This window comes from Pedobacter sp. SAFR-022 (assembly GCF_051965375.1).
Taxonomy (GTDB): domain Bacteria; phylum Bacteroidota; class Bacteroidia; order Sphingobacteriales; family Sphingobacteriaceae; genus Pedobacter.
This window is the reverse complement of the sequence record NZ_JBQCME010000008.1, coordinates 97,230-116,076: the sequence shown is the minus strand read 5'-3', so window position 1 is coordinate 116,076 and position 18,847 is coordinate 97,230. Positions and strand designations below refer to the sequence as shown.

At 42.1% G+C, this 18,847-nt stretch carries 16 protein-coding genes and 2 tRNA genes; 8 read left to right on the top strand and 10 right to left on the bottom strand.

Features of this window, described 5'->3' with window-relative positions:
* Window positions 1-26: 26 nt before the first annotated feature.
* From ACTHQF_RS16260 to ACTHQF_RS16235, 6 genes are all read right to left on the bottom strand, one after another.
* The gene (locus ACTHQF_RS16260; protein WP_440431843.1) at window positions 27-608 is read right to left on the bottom strand and encodes a TetR/AcrR family transcriptional regulator; all 582 of its coding nucleotides are present in this window, start codon (window positions 606-608) and stop codon (window positions 27-29) included.
* A 379-nt stretch (window positions 609-987) separates the two neighbouring features.
* On the bottom strand, window positions 988-4,179 hold the full coding sequence (locus ACTHQF_RS16255; protein WP_440431841.1) for an efflux RND transporter permease subunit: 3,192 nt from the start codon (window positions 4,177-4,179) through the stop codon (window positions 988-990).
* Window positions 4,180-4,218: 39 nt separating this feature from the next.
* Window positions 4,219-5,283, bottom strand: coding sequence for an efflux RND transporter periplasmic adaptor subunit (locus ACTHQF_RS16250; protein ID WP_440431839.1), 1,065 nt, complete (start codon window positions 5,281-5,283; stop codon window positions 4,219-4,221).
* On the bottom strand, window positions 5,280-6,617 hold the full coding sequence (locus ACTHQF_RS16245; protein ID WP_440431837.1) for a TolC family protein: 1,338 nt from the start codon (window positions 6,615-6,617) through the stop codon (window positions 5,280-5,282). Before ACTHQF_RS16245 ends, ACTHQF_RS16250 begins: the two co-directional genes overlap by 4 nt.
* Before the next feature lie 16 nt (window positions 6,618-6,633).
* Window positions 6,634-7,245 carry a TetR/AcrR family transcriptional regulator gene (locus ACTHQF_RS16240; RefSeq protein WP_440431835.1) on the bottom strand — a complete coding sequence of 204 codons (612 nt, stop codon included), beginning with the start codon at window positions 7,243-7,245 and terminating at the stop codon, window positions 6,634-6,636.
* Window positions 7,246-7,356: 111 nt separating this feature from the next.
* Complete coding sequence (locus ACTHQF_RS16235; RefSeq protein WP_440431833.1) at window positions 7,357-7,962, bottom strand: TetR/AcrR family transcriptional regulator; 606 nt, start codon at window positions 7,960-7,962, stop codon at window positions 7,357-7,359.
* Window positions 7,963-8,079: 117 nt separating this feature from the next.
* On the opposite strand from ACTHQF_RS16235, the gene murB reads away from it, so the two are divergent.
* The 4 genes from murB to ACTHQF_RS16215 all read left to right on the top strand — a co-directional run bounded on the left by murB (window position 8,080) and on the right by ACTHQF_RS16215 (window position 10,918).
* Window positions 8,080-9,114 carry a UDP-N-acetylmuramate dehydrogenase gene (gene murB, locus ACTHQF_RS16230; protein ID WP_440431831.1) on the top strand — a complete coding sequence of 345 codons (1,035 nt, stop codon included), beginning with the start codon at window positions 8,080-8,082 and terminating at the stop codon, window positions 9,112-9,114.
* A gap of 174 nt (window positions 9,115-9,288) precedes the next feature.
* On the top strand, window positions 9,289-9,819 hold the full coding sequence (locus ACTHQF_RS16225) for an RNA polymerase sigma factor (protein ID WP_440431829.1): 531 nt from the start codon (window positions 9,289-9,291) through the stop codon (window positions 9,817-9,819).
* 158 nt (window positions 9,820-9,977) lie between these two features.
* The gene (locus tag ACTHQF_RS16220) at window positions 9,978-10,667 is read left to right on the top strand and encodes a lycopene cyclase domain-containing protein (RefSeq protein ID WP_440431827.1); all 690 of its coding nucleotides are present in this window, start codon (window positions 9,978-9,980) and stop codon (window positions 10,665-10,667) included.
* A gap of 20 nt (window positions 10,668-10,687) precedes the next feature.
* The gene (locus tag ACTHQF_RS16215; protein WP_440431825.1) at window positions 10,688-10,918 is read left to right on the top strand and encodes a cytochrome b5 domain-containing protein; all 231 of its coding nucleotides are present in this window, start codon (window positions 10,688-10,690) and stop codon (window positions 10,916-10,918) included.
* A gap of 29 nt (window positions 10,919-10,947) precedes the next feature.
* Here ACTHQF_RS16215 and ACTHQF_RS16210 read toward each other — a convergent pair whose 3' ends face one another.
* Window positions 10,948-11,868 carry a PfkB family carbohydrate kinase gene (locus ACTHQF_RS16210; protein ID WP_440431823.1) on the bottom strand — a complete coding sequence of 307 codons (921 nt, stop codon included), beginning with the start codon at window positions 11,866-11,868 and terminating at the stop codon, window positions 10,948-10,950.
* Between the two features lie 136 nt (window positions 11,869-12,004).
* On the opposite strand from ACTHQF_RS16210, the gene ACTHQF_RS16205 reads away from it, so the two are divergent.
* The 3 genes from ACTHQF_RS16205 to ACTHQF_RS16195 all read left to right on the top strand — a co-directional run bounded on the left by ACTHQF_RS16205 (window position 12,005) and on the right by ACTHQF_RS16195 (window position 14,606).
* Window positions 12,005-12,078, top strand: a tRNA-Asn gene (locus tag ACTHQF_RS16205).
* A gap of 379 nt (window positions 12,079-12,457) precedes the next feature.
* Window positions 12,458-12,531: transfer RNA gene (locus tag ACTHQF_RS16200), tRNA-Asn, on the top strand.
* 725 nt (window positions 12,532-13,256) lie between these two features.
* Window positions 13,257-14,606 carry an endo-1,4-beta-xylanase gene (locus ACTHQF_RS16195; protein WP_440431821.1) on the top strand — a complete coding sequence of 450 codons (1,350 nt, stop codon included), beginning with the start codon at window positions 13,257-13,259 and terminating at the stop codon, window positions 14,604-14,606.
* A gap of 61 nt (window positions 14,607-14,667) precedes the next feature.
* Here ACTHQF_RS16195 and ACTHQF_RS16190 read toward each other — a convergent pair whose 3' ends face one another.
* Entirely contained in the window at window positions 14,668-16,041 is a 1,374-nt protein-coding gene (locus ACTHQF_RS16190) for an undecaprenyl-phosphate glucose phosphotransferase (protein ID WP_440431819.1), read from the bottom strand.
* Window positions 16,042-16,519: 478 nt separating this feature from the next.
* Here ACTHQF_RS16190 and ACTHQF_RS16185 point away from each other — a divergent pair, with 478 nt between their 5' ends.
* Window positions 16,520-16,864 carry a helix-turn-helix domain-containing protein gene (locus tag ACTHQF_RS16185; protein ID WP_151154096.1) on the top strand — a complete coding sequence of 115 codons (345 nt, stop codon included), beginning with the start codon at window positions 16,520-16,522 and terminating at the stop codon, window positions 16,862-16,864.
* Here the strand turns inward: ACTHQF_RS16185 and ACTHQF_RS16180 are convergent.
* Complete coding sequence (locus ACTHQF_RS16180) at window positions 16,861-17,148, bottom strand: hypothetical protein (protein WP_440431817.1); 288 nt, start codon at window positions 17,146-17,148, stop codon at window positions 16,861-16,863. The genes ACTHQF_RS16185 and ACTHQF_RS16180 overlap by 4 nt on opposite strands.
* Before the next feature lie 181 nt (window positions 17,149-17,329).
* Window positions 17,330-18,847 (bottom strand): GH3 auxin-responsive promoter family protein, encoded by a 1,518-nt coding sequence (locus tag ACTHQF_RS16175; RefSeq protein WP_440431815.1) that lies wholly within the window; start codon window positions 18,845-18,847, stop codon window positions 17,330-17,332.

Genomic DNA, 18,847 nt, shown 5'->3' with positions numbered 1-18,847 from the left:
GTATTGAGTTTAAATTGTTTGATCTTTTATTGTTTTTTGATGCCGTCCCATATCATGCTGATTACCACCTTGATGTCCTCCTCCGAAAATACCATGTGTTCCCTCAAGTGAAAGTTTGCTGCTGCCACTAAAGTTCCTTTGATGATCGGCATGAGCAACTTCGCATCAATATTTTTGAAGTACTTGTTCTTTATGCCATACTCAAAGAAACTGATCACGTGCCTGAACCTTTCTTCATGATTATCTACCTGGCTTTTTGCATATGGAGAGTTTGCATATTGCTCCAGAAAGTACAGCGAGTCGGGGTTACTCAGATAAAAGTTGTAATGGTTGAGCATGCATCGGGTGAACCGCTCTTTATAAGGCTGCGTTTCATCATCTCCAACCAACAAAGCAGCAGCAAGACGGGTACTTTCATGCAAATACAAGGCATTGATCAATGCATCCTTGGAATCAAAATAATGATATATCGTCCCCGCGGCTACTCCTGCATGTTTTGCAATCATGCTCATCGGCGTACCGTGGAAGCCGTACTGACGAATAAGCGTGAGCGTACTGTTCAAAACAGTCTCACGTTTGCCACAAATATCTTCTAATTGAACGTTCATTCGGTCGCAAATGTAAGAGTTTTTGTGAGCTTCATTTCTTAGAAGTTCGGTTATGACAAAAAAGTGATGTTCAACAAAGTTAGATGATGAGCGGGAATTTGTAAAAGTGCATTATGCTAATGGTAGTGATTGGTGTACAAACGGTAGAAAAGCTTCGGGAAGGTAGCAGTTGACATTCAGAACAAACACAGACTTCAAACACACCAGACACACAGCTGTGTGCGCTTGGTGTGCGTTTGATGTGCGTTTGATGTGGGTCAGGTGTGGGTCAGGTGTGTTTAAGTTCCCTTGCTGTATCATCGCTGATGTCGCCGCAGGTTATATACAAAAAAGGCCGCGTCAAAAATTGACACGGCCTTTTCTGGAAAGAAAGATATGATTAATGCGTATGTTCCATTTCGTATTCTTTAACCTCTTTATGGTCGTAAGGTTCTACCATAAGTTCTTCGATGGTTACCCCTTTTTTATTGTATCCAAGTTTATCAAGGATCCTGTCGAAGATCATATACATTACCGGAACAATGATCAGGGTTAGGAAAAGTGAACTTAACAATCCACCGATAATTACCCAGGCCAAACCGTTTTTCCACTCCGCACCGGCACCACCTGCCAATGCAATTGGAAGCATACCAATAACCATCGCAATGGTAGTCATCAGGATTGGTCTTAATCGCGCATGGTTAGCCAGAATTAATGCTTCGTGCGTGCTCTTTCCTTCGGCCTTCATTTGATTTGTAAAATCGACAAGGATAATCGCGTTCTTCGCAACCAAACCGATCAACATAATCAAACCAAGGATCGTAAAGATGTTCAGGGCGTTATTGGTTAAAGCCAGCGCAAGTAAAGCACCGATCACCGATAGTGGGATCGAGAACATTACCACAAATGGATACACGAAACTGTCGTACAAGGTTACCATGATCAGGTACACCAACAGGATAGAAGATAGTAAGGCGATACCTAAAGTACCGAAACCTTCACCCTGGTTTTCTGCATCACCAGCCCAAAGATAACTTACACCTAAAGGCTTCTTTAACTCACCGGTTTGCTCGAGACGTTCCAGTTCAGCTTCGAATTCAGCCACAACGGTACCGGTAGGGCGACCAATTGCCTGCGCTTTCACGGAAACCGATGTACTTTTATCACGTCGTTCCAGCTGACTAGGTCCTGAACCTTGTTTAATAGCTGCAAACTGCGAAAGTTTGATCTGTTGTCCGGCGTTATTTACAAAAATCAGGTTACTCACATCGTTGATGTCTTGCCTGTTAAAAGCCTGATATTGGATATTGATGTCGTATTCGTACTCACCTTTTCTGAACTTACCGTCAGTGTTACCACTGAATGCAGTTTGCATGGTTAGACCCACGGTTTGAAGTGAAAGGCCCAAAGCGGCCATCTTATCGCGGTCTACCTGAACGTTGATCTCCGGGCTACCTTCTTCAACAGACAGCTTGATCTCGGCAGAACCTTTGATCTTACGTAACACTTCCTGTGCAGCCGTTGCATAACGCATGGCGCTATCCAGGTCTGAGCCCATTACCACGAGTTCAATCGGCGCATTCTCGGCAATACCCAGGATACTGATCGGTACCGTTTTAACTTTAACACCCGGTAGGCTCTTCGCTAACTCACGGCTAACTTTGGTCGCGTAAATACTGGCTTCATCAGCGCGATCTTTACGGTCTACCAGTCTTACGTTGATTTCCGACTTGTATGCAGTGGCCTGTGTACCTCCAAAGTCACCACTTGCCTGACCTACCGTTGTGATCAACTGCGTGATTTCCGGCTTTTTGGTTAGGAAAGCTTCTGCTTTTTGGGTTGCATAATTGGTTTGTTCAATAGATGCATCTTTGGGCATTTCCAGCTGAACAAGGAACTCGCCTTTATCACTCTTCGGGAAGAACTCGGTACCGATGTATCCGGCAGGGATCAATCCGCAAGATGCGACAAGCATCAGGAATACCAGGCCGATGGTTTTACCCCGGTTGGCAAGCGACCACTCCAAAATTCCAGTGATCCAGTTGGTGAATTTGTGTAGCTGCTTTTCAAACCACAAGATGAATTTTCCGAATGCATTTTTACCTTCAATACGCTCCAATTTACCGAAACGGGAGGAGAGCAGTGGTACAATGGTAAAGGAAGCAACCAATGATAACATGGTCGCAATGATCACCACCACACAGAACTGTCTTAGGATGTTTGATACTAAACCAGTACTGATGGCGATCGGGAAGAATACTACCACAATTACCAGGGTAATGGATACTACGGTAAAGCCAATTTCGCTTGTAGCATCGTATGCGGCACGCACCTTGTTTTTACCCATCTCCATGTGACGGTAGATATTTTCCAATACCACAATGGCATCATCGACCAGAATACCCACTACCAGGGAAAGTCCAAGCAGCGACATCAGGTTCAGCGTGAAGCCAAACATCTGGATACCGATAAAGGTTGCGATCAGGGATGCTGGAATGGAAACCATTACGATCAGCGCGTTCCTTAAACTGTGCAGGAAGAATAGCATCACAAACGCTACCAGGATTACTGCAAGTACCAAATCGTGGATTACCGCGTCGGCAGATTCCAGGGTATATATTGAACTGTCGTTTACGACATTGATCTTAAGGTCATTGGTTTTGTAATCCTGCATCAGCTTTGCGATGGTGGCATGTACACCTTCACTCACTTCCACGGCATTCGCGTCAGACTGCTTAATGATCTGGATAGCGATCGCACCACGACGGTCGATACGGGCAAGTTTGTCAACTTCCTTTTGTCTGTCCTGCACATCAGCAACGTCCGACAGGCGAATCTGAGCACCATCGGGGCTGGTTGCAACAACCAGGTTGCGCAGTTCGTCAATGTTCTGGTATTTACCCGAAAGACGAATGAGGATATCCTGTTCGTTGGTTTTAACACTTCCGGTAGGGAAATCAAGGTTTGAGCTCAGGATAGCCTGTTGTACCTGCGGTACAGAAAGGTTGTATCCTTGTAGCTTGTCCGCCATTAAGCCCACCTGAATTTCACGCTCCTGACCACCGATCAAATTCACCTGTGCAACACCGTTTACACGGGATACGATTGGTGCAATACGGTTGTCGATCAGGTCATAAAAGGAAGCATCATCCATATTTGCTGAAGCAGACATGGTGATCACCGGAAGGTCATCCAGGGAGAATTTGCTCAGGGATGGCTGTTCAACATCATCCGGAAGATCTGCCAGGATGGAGTTTACCTTCCTTTGCGCATCATTCAACGATAGGTCGACGTTAGCTTTATCGGTCAGCGTAATGGTTACCACCGACAAACTCTCGTAAGAAACTGCATTCAGCTTCTTGATGTTCTCCATAGAGGAGATTGCATCTTCAATTTTCTTGGTAACACTATTTTCCACCTCACTTGGTGATGCACCAGGGTAGATGGTAGAGATGGAGACCACGTTATTGCTGAACTTCGGCAAAAGCTCATAACTCAATGAGAAGTAGCTCAGCAGTCCCAGCAAGGATAGTGCGGTGAACACCACAATTACCAATGAAGGTCGTTTGATTGATATTTCTGTTATTTTCATCAGAATCTTTTTTAATGTTTATGAAAGCTATGCTTTCAATTATTTGATCACGGTTACCGGGCTGCCATCAACCAGGTTAATCTGCCCGCTTACAATTGCGGTCTCACCTTCTTTCAAGCCATCAAGAATTTCAACCTGATCACCGATGATCCGGCCGGTTACCACTTTGCGTACCCGCGCGGTATTTCCATTTTCCAGTACAAAGATCTGGTTGCTACTAACGCTACCAATGAATGATCCACGTGGGATGGTGATGGTAGGTGCCTGATTAGGGAACTTGAAAATTGCAGTACCATACATACCCGCTTTTAACTTGTTCGACTTGGTGTTTGCCACTTCGATCTCAATTGGGAAGTTGAGTGTATTGTCTGCTTTTGCAGCGATAAAGGTGATTTTTCCGGTGAAGCTATCCGCAGGAAAAACATTACTTTTTATCTGAACCTCATCACCTACATTAAGATTGGCTACCTGGTTCTCGTTCACATTTACCCTGAGTTTAAGTTTGGAAACATCCACCAGCTCAAATAACTGGGTACCTTGAGCGGTTACAAATGCACCAACTTCGATATACCTTTTATTTACGATACCATTGATGGGTGATTTGATGTTTGCATCACTCACACGACGGGATGCACTTTGCAACCTTAATCTTGCGTTTTTAACTGCAAGGCGTGCCTGGTCCAACTGTTGCTGGGTAACACCGCCTGTAGTAAATGAGCTGCTATATCTGGCTTCGTCACGGATAGCATTTTGCAAAGCAGCTTCAGCGGTTTCTCTGTCCGTGTTCAAAATTTCGGCATCGATAAGCGCAAGCACCTGACCTTTGGTCACGCGGTCACCTTCGTCTACCATGATTCTGGTTACCCTTCCGGCATTCTCTGATAGAAAGTTAATCTCGGTGCCGGGCACAAAATTACCGTTGGCACTAAAGTCTAAATCCACGGCTTGTTTTTGAACTGAAGCAACACGAACGCTTACAGCACCACTACCTTCTGATACGATTGCAGTCTTGGCATCATTGTTTTTCTTGTTGTTATTTAGAACCAGCCATATGCCCACAAGTGTAGCGACAACAACTAAGGTTATAATAATTCCTCTTTTCATTTTAATAGCGATTTTATATTTCCGTTTGATTTTATAAGTTGAATTTCGGCGATCTTATAATTAAGCAGCGCCTGTGTATAGCTGTTCTGTGCTTCAGTTAAAGCATTTTCGGTATCCAGCAGATCTGTCAGTGCCGCCAACCCGTTGTTATAGTTGTTCTGCGTGCTTTGATAGATCTCTTCTGCAAGCTGAACGTTCTGACGTTGCGAGTTGATGGTATTGATGCTGTTGCGCAATGCAATTTTCGCATTCTCGTAGGCCAGGTTTAATGCGTTGGTTGTTTCTCTACGATCTTCCTCTGCTTTTAAGATCTCAACATTCGCCTGTCTTACTCGTGAACGCGTAGCAAAACCGTCAAAGATGGGCACCCTCAGGGTAAGGCCAATTGCGGAAGCGTCATACCAGAAAGCGGTGCTGTTGCTTTTGCGTTTAAACAAATCAAATTTATCACTCTGTCCGGTGGAAGAATAGTTTGCAGTTAATGACAGGGTAGGGTAGTACTCGGAGATATAAGCTTTTTTCTGAAGCCCCAGCAGTTCACGTTGCACGTCAAGTAATTTGATCTCTGTTCTGCCGCTTAAATCCACCGTATCTGCCATGGAAGGCAAGCCTTTAACTTCTGTAAGTTCAGTGGTAGGAAGTTCAATCTCCGTTTCTACAGGCATACCCATGTAGAATTTCAGCTGGTTCTCCAGCTGCGTAACTGCATTGATCACCTGGTCGCGCTGATTCTCAAGATTGGTTAGGTTAACCTTGATACGGTCTACGTCGATCTTCTTCGCTAATCCATTCTGATACTGGTTCAGGATAATGCGTTCTACAACACGAACATTTTTAATGTTGGTGTCGATTACATTACGTTGTTGGCGGTTTACCAACACCTGATAGTAAGTATTTGCAACTTGCTCAATGATCTGCTCCTCGGTAAGGTTCTCGTTGAGGAGGTAGTATTGTTCGCTGGTTTTCGCAGCCTTAAGGCCAGTAAACACCTGCTGATTAAAAAGCTGTTGGTTGAGCTGTACACCGCCGTTGGCATTCCATTTTCTTCCGAGCTGGAAACTTTGATCGCCTACGACCAACTGGCCGATGATCGGGTTGTATGTTAATCCGCCGTTACCGGTGATTTGCGGCAAGGCTTGTGCTCTCACTTCCTGGGTTTTGTACTTCCCGGCTTGGATGTCTAACTTGGATCTACGCACATTACTGCTGTTCTCAACGGCATAATTTACCGCATCACGGAGGGTGAGCGTTTGTTGTGCCGAAACATAGTTTGATAAAAGCAGCCCCAGCAGCAATAGCGGAATGACTTTTAACTGTTTAAATTTAATCTTCATTGTTAATTGTTTCTGGTTATTGGTTTTTTAAGCCTTTGACAAATAAGTTGGCAAGGGCCAGCTGTCTTTCAAGCATATTCTTTAAATCTTTTTTACCCGGCATCAGTTCTTTATTGCCTTGCATGATACATAATGAGGTCAAGCCATCCTGACTGTTCATGTACAGATCCGCAATTCTGTTGCTATCCTGCGCCTCGATCTCACCTCTTTCAATGGCTTCCTGAAAGAGTGCTGCATGGAAGCTCAATACCTTAGAGCGCATTTTCTCTACAAAGTTTCGCAGCTCCGCAGAATTTAATGCCGAATCCGGAGCGCCCCCACTCAAGTGAAGCATATAGTATTTCTGAAAAAAGCGGTGTTTGACCTCAATAAGCCTCGGAATAATCACCTCAATAGAGCGATGGTCTTTTTTTTCCTTGATTATCGCCTCAAAGAAATCATTGAAGATCTTTTCCACAACTCCGAGTATGAGGCTGGTTTTGTCCGGAAAATAGTAATATAATGAAGGTTTGGATACGGAAAGGTCCTCAGCAATCTCATTCATCGTAGTCTTATTGATTCCAAAATGAATAAACCGCTTGATAGCGCCTTCTATAATTTGTTCTCTTTTTTTATCTGTCTCTACCATTCTACCTTTAAACTTTCTGACTTTTATTATATTGTAGTCAAAGGTACGACCATAAAAGTTGTTATGCTATCATAGCATATTGCTCATCTGGAATATTGCATTTTTATGACACTATGAAGCTGACAGGCCTGAAAGAAAGATCTTTGCGAGGAATTTTTCTTTGATGAAGATCTGTTTGAACTGCTCCTGACTAGGGCAGATGTTTTTATGACGGCTGAGGATATTGAAGTGTATTCCGCTGAGTGCTTCGACAAGTATTTCGGTTGTCAGATTGATATTGTCGACCTGGAATTCACCTTTTTCTACCCCGCGGCGCAGTAGGGAAGCGATGATTTTAAGCTCAAAGGCACGGGCTCTGGAAAATTTCTCATAAAGATCATCCGGTAGTTCGGGGCCGATGAGCTTATTAAATTCCATCAGGTTGTAATACTTTTGAATGTATCCCTGTCTTTTTTGAAGGACCATGAGCACACCTTCAGTGCAGGTATTGGTTTTTTCGACAGATTTAAGAATGTCTTTGCTGATGGTATGCATCAGGTGCTCAATAACGCTCACGTAAAGGCTTAGCTTGTCGGGGAAGTAGTAGTAGAGGAGGGCTTTTGAAAAGGATATATCTTTGGCGATATCTGTCATTGTTGTTTTTGCCAGTCCGTAATGTGCAAACCGCAACAAAGCAGCATTGATGATAAGGTTTCTTTTTTTATCCTGATTTTCCATTAAATATTCCTGTCCAAAAGTGTTGAGCGTAAACTATGCAGTAAATTTATTATTTAGTAAATGATATTTAATACTGTTCTTTAGAATTACTTTTGCAAGCATTTCAAAAAGCAATAAATGGGCCCTGTTATAAAAGAAAACGTATCATTAGTGAATTATAATACATTTCGTATAGATGTATCTGCGAGATGGTTTGTGGAGATTAATTCGGAAGCTGATCTGATCAGCGTGTTACAGTCTGATTTTATAAAAACGAAACAGGTGCTTGTTTTAGGCGGTGGAAGCAATATGTTGTTTACCAAGGATTATGATGGACTTGTACTCAAGATTAGTATTCCTGGCATAGCGGTGTTGGAACCAGAGGGACAAGGTAGCAGTGATGAGGTTGTTGTGCGTGCCGGAGCTGGCGTATCTTGGAAATACCTGGTAGACTATTGTGTAAGTCATGGTTATGGCGGTATTGAAAATCTGAGCCTGATCCCAGGAACCGTAGGAGCTTCTCCAGTGCAGAACATCGGTGCCTACGGTGTAGAGTTGAAAGATATTTTCAAATGCTGTACTGCGGTTGAAATTGCAACTGGTGCAAAGCGGACCTTCGGTTATGATGACTGTGGCTTTGGTTATCGCGAAAGTGTTTTTAAGTCTTCTTTAAAAGGTCAATACATTATTACCTCCGTAAGTTATCATTTAAGCAGGTCGGCAAAGCTGAACGTGCAGTATGGTGCGATCCAGCAGGAGCTTCAACGACGGGGGATTGAACAGCCCAGCATAGCAGATGTTGCAAAAGTGGTTTCAGAGATCCGGGTGAGTAAACTGCCTGATCCTGCAACCATTGGAAATGCGGGTAGCTTCTTTAAAAATCCTGTAATCTCTGTGGCGGAATTTGAGCGCGCGCAGGCGAATTTTCCAGAGGTTGTAAACTTCCCGGCTGGACCTGGTAAGGTAAAGCTTGCTGCAGGTTGGTTAATTGAACAATGCGGATTTAAAGGTATAGTTTCCGGGAATACCGGTACCTGGAAAAATCAGGCCCTGGTGCTTGTAAATCATGGCGGCGCTACTGGACTGGAAGTGTATAATTTTTCAGAACAAATAATTGAGGCTGTGGCTGATAAATTTGGAATTGCGCTCGAAAGAGAGGTTAATATACTTTAAATCCGAGTATTTCTTTCGATATCATTCCGGTAACTACCTGAATCCGGAAAGCTAAATTCATTTGGTACACATGTTGTATAACATTTAAGTGTGCAAGATTAAACAAACTTGGAGAGCCACAGATATTCCAATTCGAGTTTGTCTTGCATTTAAACCTTTAAAACTTAAATCATTATGACAAAAAATGAATTTAATCTTCAGCTAAACAACCATGCCGGTTCTCTACAGTCATTCGCTTTAAATTTTACTAAGGACGTGGAGGATGCTAATGATCTGGTTCAGGACACCATGTTAAAGGCAGTAACTTATTACAGTAAATTTAAAGAAGGTACAAATCTTAAAGGTTGGTTATTTACCATTATGAAAAACACCTTTATCAACAACTACAGACGTCTGGTAAAGACAAACTCGCTGATTACCCAATCAGAGGAAATTTCATCATCTAATCTGCACTATAGTGCAACAAAAAATACAAGCGACAGCAAGTTTATCATTGGCGACATCAATAAGGCGCTTGCAACTTTGCAGCCAGAATATTATGTGCCATTCATTAAGTACTTTGAAGGTTATAAATACCATGAAATTGCGGAGATATTAAATATTCCGATCGGCACGGTGAAAACCAGGATTCATGTAGCCCGTCAGATCTTGAAAAAATACCTTAAAACCTATTCTAAAGATGTATTGGGTGCTGAAGTAGTTTAAAGCTATCCAAGGAACAAAAAAAGACTGTCCGTTTGCCGGACAGTCTTTTTTTTGCACTCATTTTCTTGTGGCAATGCAAGATGATGTTGGTTTTTTGTTGAGCGGCGGCGGGTTAATGGGATTAAATCCTATTTTTGAAGCTAATTCTGTTACGCTGAATGAGTACTTATCTGATATCCCTGGCCGTATTGCTGGTCATTTCCCTGATCCTCTATATTCAATCTTCCCAAAGCAAGTTATGGAAAGCTTTATTGCCTGCGGTATTTGGGGCAGGGGTGATCTTTATGATTGCAACTCTGGTGCTTAAAAGGATAGCGGTGTTTAGCTACGATCTTTCCCGGTTTGCAGGCGCCGATAATTCTGGTATCCCCTATGAAGTTATTCTTAGTGCTTTTGTGTTTCCATTTGCCGGAATTGCGATTTACAACTTTTTAAACGAAAGATTTCCTGCTCAGCCTTATGAGAAATATAGCCTGGCATTGAGTAATATCCTGATGGGACTTTGTATCGCGATGATCTTTTTTGCTTATACCAAATGGTATCCGGTTTTTACATTCGCTTTGATGATCCTGACCTTGTTTCTTGTTGAATATAAAAATAAGATCCGCTTCATGTACCGCTTCTACCGTGCCTACCTGGTTTTAGTATTGGCGTATTTAGCCGTTGTGCTGCAGTTTCATTATTTGGGCTACTTCGGGTTCAATGAACAGCATACCATTAAATTCAGGCTCCTCTATGTGCCTTTTGAGAGCTTCTTCCTGTTGTTTAGTATCATGCTGATCGCTGTTTTTCTTTTTGAAGTGTTTAAAAAGCGCTACAAGCTTATTCAGGAACTTGCAGTTGATTAAGGCTCATTAAGGAATGATATATGAATAGTTATACTAAGCAGCAGCTTGCATTGCGAAATGGGCAGGATAAGCCGGAGATCTGGGTCGCTTTTGAAGGTAAGATCTACGATGTGACCTCGAGCCGCTTGTGGCGTAATGGCAAGCACTACGAACACTGGGCAGGGCAGGACCTTACGGACGAGCTGAAGGATGCGCCGCATACGCGTTCCGTATTTGAGAAGTTTGAAGTGATTGGGGTTTTAAACTCCTGAAAGCTTTGCTCCCAGGAGTTTATATGGGGTTATGGTTCGATTGTAAAAGCACTTAGTTTTACAAATTCCTGGATTCTACCAGCAACTTCAGCTTCTGTGAGGTTTAAAATACGTTCTGTACCAAACTTCTCTACACAGAATGATGCTAAGGCAGAGCCATAGATGATGGCATTCTTCATGTTGTTAAAATTAATGGTTCCCACTTTGGCAAGGTAGCCGATGAATCCACCTGCAAACGTGTCGCCAGCTCCTGTTGGATCAAAAACCTCTGCAAGTGGCAATGCCGGTGCCGAGAAAACCTGATTTTCATGGAATAATAAAGCGCCATGTTCACCTTTTTTGATGATCAGGTACTTAGGACCCATGTTAAGGATTTTCTTTGCAGCTTTTACAAGGGAATATTCTCCGGATAGCTGACGTGCCTCTGCATCATTGATGGTAAGTACGTCTACCATGCTGATGGTTTCCAGCAAATCGTCCATAGCCACGTCCATCCAGAAGTTCATGGTGTCCAGTACAATCAACTTAGGACGCTTCTGAAGGCGTTTGATGACCGTTTGTTGAACTTGTGGCGTTAGATTGCCTAACATCAGGTACTCGCAGTCCTGGTAGCTTTCTGGAATGATGGGATCGAAGTCAGCGAGCACGTTCAGCTCTGTAGCCAGCGTATCGCGACTGTTCATGTCGTTGTGGTATTTTCCAGCCCAAAAGAATGATTTCTCTCCAGCTTTGATTTGCAGTCCTTCGGTATTGATGCCGTGTTGATTGAAGGTATCGATATCTTGTTGCAGGAAGTCGTCCCCGACAACACCAACGATTTTCACTTTATTATAGAAGTAAGAAGCGGCTAAACTGGCGTAGGTAGCGGCACCACCTACGATTTTATCTGTTTTTCCAAAGGGGGTCTCGATTGCGTCAAAAGCTACAGTACCTATGATTATCAGGCTCATATAAGTTGTGTTAAAATATTTGTAATTTTTTTCTTCGCAAAGATTGCATAAATAATTTAAAAGCCCTAATATTGCATTCCCAAAACGAACGAGGCTTGTTGTTTACGATAGGATAAGTTCTTTTGGATGGCCAGCTTCCCGAATAGCTCAGCTGGTTAGAGCATCTGACTGTTAATCAGAGGGTCGCTGGTTCGAGCCCAGCTTCGGGAGCAAAAACCCTGCAGAAATGCAGGGTTTTTTTATGCCTATTTTTTCCAGAAATCCGAGGTGTATTCGTCTAAACTTCGTCTCTGCGTTAAATTTTCTCGAGGTTATTGCTCTACAAAACTCTCATTAATCTGCATTTTAAGTCCTCTTGGTTGGAGCAAGGCTTTGGCTGTTGTAGCTGGAATGGTGCTTAACGGTAAGATTTGACCTTGCCTGCGAATGGTTTGGATTGACCTTAAATATGATTCTGACTGAGGTATTGCTACTTAGCAATTTTGTGAAATAACTTTTTGCAATAATAATTTAAAAACCATAATATTGCGGACCCAAAACAAAGGAGGTAGGTTGCTTCGGTAACGGCTCATCTGTTTAGGCGCCAGCTTCCCGAATAGCTCAGCTGGTTAGAGCATCTGACTGTTAATCAGAGGGTCGCTGGTTCGAGCCCAGCTTCGGGAGCAAAGCCCTGCAGAAATGCAGGGCTTTTTTTGTTTCTATCATTTTCAATCGATCCTGCGGATCAAGGATCAAGTCGAGTACTACTGCTTCCCGACGCTTGCTTTGTCTTTAGCGCGGTTCTGCTTATAACATTAGGTTCTGTTCATAACATTATTGATTTTTCTTCTTGATGTTTTGAAGTTTACTTATACTTCTTATTGTTCTGAACGTTCGGTTTGCGTTAAATACCGTATGACGGTAATTGCCTGCCAAAAGGGTTTTCTAATGTGGAATTTCAATCAGCCTGACCCATCAATTTTAGCTATAGACATAACCTTCTTAGCTCCAAGCATATCGCTAGACGATTTCCGTCGCGCCTGACAGTTTAATTTTAATTTATTTTCAGTTCATCTAAGTGTATTGCGGTAATACGCAGGTGGCGGGTAAAAACATCTTATTTTCTTTCGTACTTCATTTTATTTGCGATAATGTATTGTTAATTTATTTGAAAGATGCATGTTATTGCCTATCTTTTTATTAATATTACTGTATATGAAAATGCTGATTTATTCTTCTTGGTTTATGTTCGTGTCTTAGTGTAAGTAGTTGAGTTTCTGATTGCTGTTCAATTGATACTTCACGTGATTTATACCGTATAAATATTAAATTAATTAGTATTTGTCGTATTTAGTTACGTAGATTTGCAGTGTTAAACAACACAGTATCCATCCCTATATTCAACAACAATGAGGTTTACCGGCCTGACTTTCCTAACACAACGCAGCATTAGATTTGCTGCCTTAGCAATTTTTCTATTTTCAACCGGTCTTAGTAGCTGTTCTTCTTCCCTGGAAGATGAGTTAACTCCAGTAGAGACCAAGGACAACCTTGTTGGTGATGTTAAAACACCTGGGAAACCTTCAGGGGAGGACTCCAGTGCCGGTGGCGAGGGTTCTTCAACACCTGATGGCGGCGACGAGGATGCTGGAAACGATACAGAAAAAGGTGAACCAGGTTCAAATGGCGGCGAAACTCCGGGCTCTTCCACGCCAGAGAGCCCTACAACACCTACGGCACCAGTGCCGCCTGCAGTAACGCAGCCAAAACCATCAGCTTCTACTGTGCTAAAGAACGTGTTTGACTTTCCTGTAGGTGCAGCAGTGGTTAAAGAATTACTGGAAAACCCGCAATACGGAAATACTGTTGCGAGAGAGTTCTCCAGAGTGACTTCCGAAAGTGATTTCAAATGGGGCAATGTTCACCCTTCTAAAGATAAATACACCTTTGCGAAGGCTGATGCTGTGGTTGCTTTTGCAGAAAAGCATAACATGAAAGTTCATGGCCATACATTGGTATGGTCGCATGCCACAAATGAGCCTAAATGGGTGAAAGAGTTTCAGGGTGATAAAGCAGCTTGGGAGCAACTGTTAAAAGATCATATCACAACCGTGATGAGACATTTCAAAGGTCGGGTACAATCTTGGGACGTGGTTAATGAGCCTGTTAAAGAAGGTGGTGTTTACACCAATAGCATCTGGTATCGTAAACTTGGAAAGGATTGGGTGATCAAAGCTTTCAAGTATGCTCAGGAAGCAGATCCGCAGGCAAAGTTATTCTTGAATGATTACGGCCAGGAGTTTGGTGGTAAGAAAATGAAGGAACTCCTGAACATTGTAGATGAAGCCAAAAAACAAGGAATAACAATTCATGGCATGGGTTTTCAACTTCACACTATCCTGAGAATAGATACAAAACTGATCACCAATAATCTAAAGCTTGCCGCCGACAAAGGTTTATTGATTCACATTTCCGAGTTGGATATTTCAGTGAAATACGGCATGCCGAAGACCTTTGCATTAACGGCAGAACTTGAAAAAGCACAGGGCGTTAAATACTACGAAATTGTGAGTGGGTACATGAAGGTTGTTCCAAAACACTTGCAATGGGGTATCACAACCTGGGGTGTATCTGATAAAACCTCCTATTTCAACAAAGGTTACGCGAATTCAGATCATGACTATCCTTTATTGTTCGATAGAAACTATAAACCAAAAGAAGCTTACTATGGCTTTTTGAATGCCGGACTCGGCAAATAATCACACGCCCAATTTCTAATTATATATAGTGGGGATGGTACAGTTAAGTGCCATCCCTTTTTTAATAAGCATTTTTTTCACCTTTGAGCACATTTAGAACAGTCATGATCACGATTTTGATGTCTAAAAAGGCGGACCAGTTCTCCATGTACCAGATGTCGTGCTCTACGCGCTTTTCCATCAAGCCAAGTTCATTAGTTTCTCCCCGATAGCCATTCACTTGTGCCCAACCGGTAATTCCAGGTTTCATATAGTGTCTCACCATATACTGATCTACCACTTCACGATAGTGCTCTGTATGCTTTAACATGTGCGGGCGGGGGCCGACAACACTCATGTTGCCGAGCAAGACATTGAAAAATTGCGGTAGTTCATCGAGGCTTGTTTTTCGAAGGATGCGGCCGATCCTGGTAATCCGGTCATCATTCTTACTTGCCTGACGAAGATGGCTATCCGCATTTACGCGCATGCTGCGGAACTTATAGCAGTAAAATTGAACGTTGTTGCGCCCACTTCGCTCCTGTTTGAAGATCACAGGGCCCGGGCTCTCCAGTTTAATGAGCAGGGCCAGAATAGGGTATAGCCAGCTGAAGATGAAGATAATTACAAACAGGCTGAAAACGATATCGAATAGTCGCTTCACTACACGATCGTCCATGTTATCCTGAACACAGGAGCCGGTCAGGTTGATGACTTGAAAATCATTCAGGCTGTTTAAGCTTGCCTTTTTACTTAAGATCTGGCTGTAGTCTGGAACAAACTTTAGCCTGATACATTGATTTCGTGCCTCCGTAACCAGGCTATCGATGTCCCTGATTTTATCAGGAGCAAGTGAAATATAGACTTCATTGATTCCTGTATTTACCGCCTCCCGGATCTGCTCTTTAAACCCTTCAATAAGTTCAGCTGTATTGGAGCTTGTTGGCTTGTTGTTTAGAAATCCTGCAAAGCTGTATTCCTTTTCATGCTTCTGGAAATAGTTTGCCAATCTTATGCTCGTTGGATTTACACCTAAGAGTGCTACCGGTGCCCTCATTTTTAAACTTCTGGATAGAATAGGGAAGATAAGGGTCGCGAAATATCGGTTGAGGAGCAAAAGTACACCAGAGGAACCATAATAAAGTGCACTGAAGATCCAGTCAAAAGGAAACCCTTTAACTGTATTGTACATTAAAAAGAACATCAAATGCAGACAAATGCATTTCAAAGTGGTTAAGAAGAGCATCTTATGTTGGATGGTCCTCCTGTTATATAGATCAAGCATTTTAGCCAGGAGGAACCAGCCCAAGGTAATCAGCAGGCTGAAATCCAGGTAATCAAACTTGGAATAGGTTGAATTATGCAGGAAAAAGGTCGCATATAGCGCAAAATTTATAATGGCTAAATCACTTAAAGCAATGGTTAGTCGAAATAAGTAGTTATAGCGATTTTGCATGATCGAAAGCTAAATGAACTCGAGTTGTTAATTATCAATTTACCAATAATTATTCACTCAGGAATAAATTTAGCGCCAGAATTCAGGCTATAACCGCAATACTGGGCAGTTGTGTAGGTCTTCGAGAAAGTTTACGGGAAAGTTTGTGAAAATTGTGGTGGCGACAATAATGATCACTTTGGGCGCCAGAATAATCGTCTGAGTTAAAGACAAAAGGCCAAAAGTCTTATTGCTTTCTGGGTCTGTTATATGGCTGTACGCTGAATTCAGCTGGGTTGGCGATTTTTTACACACTCTTTTACGATAACCTACACAATAGGTCTGTCGATACTATTTTTTCAATAGTTTAAAATAAATTCGTTCAGAATTAAAACATATTCTATTTGGAATGCTTTGAATGACGCCTCGATGTATTCCAAGGATTTTGAAATTCCAGATAGAACTAGAATATATACATAATACCTGAATTTTGAAATATATGGATTTGCATTATGGCCAAGTAGTTGAACGTATCATTCGCCGTAAAGGTTACAGCATCAGTGAACTTGCCCGCTTAACAAATGTAAACAGGAGATCTGTATACAACTGGTTTAATCAAAAACATTTAAAGTCTGAAATCATCTTCAGAATCGGAAATGTGATCAATCATGATTTTTCAACAGAATTCCCAAGCCTCTATCCAAAAGACGAGCTGAATAAGCATCATCACTTTCTGAATGATGAAAATGAGCAGATTAATTCTACCTACTGGAAAGATAAATATATAGACCTCCTCGAGAAGTATAATCAGCTTTTGCTTGACTTTATGTCAAGCAAAGACTAGTATTTGCTGGTAGGGCCTGCTGGACTTAACATACACCTTAACAGGAAAGAAACTTCACGAAGAAATTTAAGTTGAGCTCTCAGTTCAGGAACGGAGGTATTTGCATTGGCATTGTCGATCAGTTGATCTGAAATGATCTGCGTCATTGTGTCGAATTCGTTCTGATTTGCATCCATGAACAAATCACATTGTTGCATGAAAGTTTCGATTTCTCTCAGATTAAGAGAATAGTTAGTGCCATTAAGGGTTATTGTTTGTACTTCTTGTTGATTATCGATTACCATTGCCTGTTCAATTTGAGTGTTTATTACTTGGGTTAACTCTTCTTTTTAAGCTAAAATCCTTCGTGATCTTAATTGTTGTTAAGTAGTTAACACTACAAATTTATTTATTAGTTGCGGATAATCCTATTGTTTCAAAAAAAAATATGCGTTTTATACTTTTAATTTTGCGGAAAAAACCCAGTTATTGCATCTTCATGACCTTCAATATCTCCTCGACATACTTTCTGTCATTCGCAAGCCGCGGAACTTTGTGTTGTCCGCCTAATTTGCCCTTGCTTTTCAGCCAGTTATAAAAAGTTCCCTGAACTGCGTTATGTACCTGTGGACGCCGCAATGCCATATCTTTAAATCGCTTTGCATCGTAGTCTGAATTCACCTCCCTTAAAGTATTATCAAGTACGTCAACAAAACGGTCGAAATTATCGGGTTGTTTATCGAATTCGATAATCCACTCATGTCCACCCACATCACATCCTTTAAAGTAAATCGGACAAGCAGTGTAGTCCTTGAATTTCGCACCCGTACTTTTACATGCCTGACTAATTGCACGCTCGGCATTGTCGATAATGACTTCTTCACCGAAAGCATTGATGAAATGTTTAGTTCTTCCTGTGATTTTGATTCTGAAGGGGTAGATGGAAGTAAATTGAATGGTATCGCCGATCATGTAGCGCCATAGTCCTCCATTTGTAGAAATGATAATGGCGTAGTTTTTATTTAACTCTACTTCGTCAAGTGAAAGTGTCTTTGGATTTTCGGCTTCGATATCTTCCAGAGGCAGAAACTCGTAGTAAATACCATAGTCCAGCATAAGTAACATTTCGTCAGAGTTTACCTGATCTTGAATACCGAAGAATCCTTCAGAAGCATTGTACGTCTCCAGGTAGTACATGTAATCACATGGAATAAGCTCTCTAAACTGGTCGCGATAAGGAGCAAAGTTCACTGCACCATGAAAATACAGCTCGAGATTTGGCCAGACTTCCAACAGGTTTTTCTTTCCAGTAATCTCCAGTACTTTTTTTGCAAGCACAAGCGTCCATGTTGGTACACCAGAGATATTGGTTACATTCTCCTTGATCGTCGCCTCTGCCATTTTCTCCATCTTCTCTTCGTAATTATCCATCAGTGCAATGGAAATTGCTGGAGTGCGGTAATATTCTGCCCACATGGGTAGGTTCTTAATTAATACAGCCGAAAGGTCACCATAAAACGAGTTTTCGTTAAGTTGATTAATCTGATGACTGCCACCGAGTACCAGTCCTTTTCCGGTTAGTATCTGGTTGTTGGGCCTATTGTTGCAGAATATGGAGAGTAAATCCTTGCCACCTTTGAAGTGGCATTCTTGTAGCGACTCTTCAGATACGGGGATAAACTTACTTCTGTCGCTGGTTGTGCCGGAAGATTTAGCAAACCACTTAATCTCCGTCGGCCACAGCAAATTCTGTTCTCCCTTGAGCATGCGCTCAATGTAAGGTTTTAGGGTATCGTAGGTTTGTATGGGCACCCGCTCTTTGAATTGATCGGGGGTGTCTATTGAATTATAATCATATAACCGGCCCCACTCTGTGTCTGAGGCCGTGGTAATTAACTCGTGGAACCATTCTTCCTGGACATCCAGTGGATATTTCATGAAAAGCTCAATCTGGTGGACGCGCTTCTTCATATACCAGGTGAAAAGAGAGTTGACTATCGCCAT

Excerpts from the sequence above, each read along its gene's own strand:
- ACTHQF_RS16260 (WP_440431843.1), bottom strand. The coding sequence starts at position 608 with ATGAACGTTCAATTAGAAGATATTTGTGGCAAACGTGAGACTGTTTTG.
- ACTHQF_RS16255 (WP_440431841.1), bottom strand. The coding sequence starts at position 4,179 with ATGAAAATAACAGAAATATCAATCAAACGACCTTCATTGGTAATTGTG.
- ACTHQF_RS16250 (WP_440431839.1), bottom strand. The coding sequence starts at position 5,283 with ATGAAAAGAGGAATTATTATAACCTTAGTTGTTGTCGCTACACTTGTG.
- ACTHQF_RS16245 (WP_440431837.1), bottom strand. The coding sequence starts at position 6,617 with ATGAAGATTAAATTTAAACAGTTAAAAGTCATTCCGCTATTGCTGCTG.
- ACTHQF_RS16240 (WP_440431835.1), bottom strand. The coding sequence starts at position 7,245 with ATGGTAGAGACAGATAAAAAAAGAGAACAAATTATAGAAGGCGCTATC.
- ACTHQF_RS16235 (WP_440431833.1), bottom strand. The coding sequence starts at position 7,962 with ATGGAAAATCAGGATAAAAAAAGAAACCTTATCATCAATGCTGCTTTG.
- murB (WP_440431831.1), top strand. The coding sequence starts at position 8,080 with ATGGGCCCTGTTATAAAAGAAAACGTATCATTAGTGAATTATAATACA.
- ACTHQF_RS16225 (WP_440431829.1), top strand. The coding sequence starts at position 9,289 with ATGACAAAAAATGAATTTAATCTTCAGCTAAACAACCATGCCGGTTCT.
- ACTHQF_RS16220 (WP_440431827.1), top strand. The coding sequence starts at position 9,978 with ATGAGTACTTATCTGATATCCCTGGCCGTATTGCTGGTCATTTCCCTG.
- ACTHQF_RS16215 (WP_440431825.1), top strand. The coding sequence starts at position 10,688 with ATGAATAGTTATACTAAGCAGCAGCTTGCATTGCGAAATGGGCAGGAT.
- ACTHQF_RS16210 (WP_440431823.1), bottom strand. The coding sequence starts at position 11,868 with ATGAGCCTGATAATCATAGGTACTGTAGCTTTTGACGCAATCGAGACC.
- ACTHQF_RS16195 (WP_440431821.1), top strand. The coding sequence starts at position 13,257 with ATGAGGTTTACCGGCCTGACTTTCCTAACACAACGCAGCATTAGATTT.
- ACTHQF_RS16190 (WP_440431819.1), bottom strand. The coding sequence starts at position 16,041 with ATGCAAAATCGCTATAACTACTTATTTCGACTAACCATTGCTTTAAGT.
- ACTHQF_RS16185 (WP_151154096.1), top strand. The coding sequence starts at position 16,520 with ATGGATTTGCATTATGGCCAAGTAGTTGAACGTATCATTCGCCGTAAA.
- ACTHQF_RS16180 (WP_440431817.1), bottom strand. The coding sequence starts at position 17,148 with ATGGTAATCGATAATCAACAAGAAGTACAAACAATAACCCTTAATGGC.
- ACTHQF_RS16175 (WP_440431815.1), bottom strand. The coding sequence starts at position 18,847 with ATGGCGATAGTCAACTCTCTTTTCACCTGGTATATGAAGAAGCGCGTC.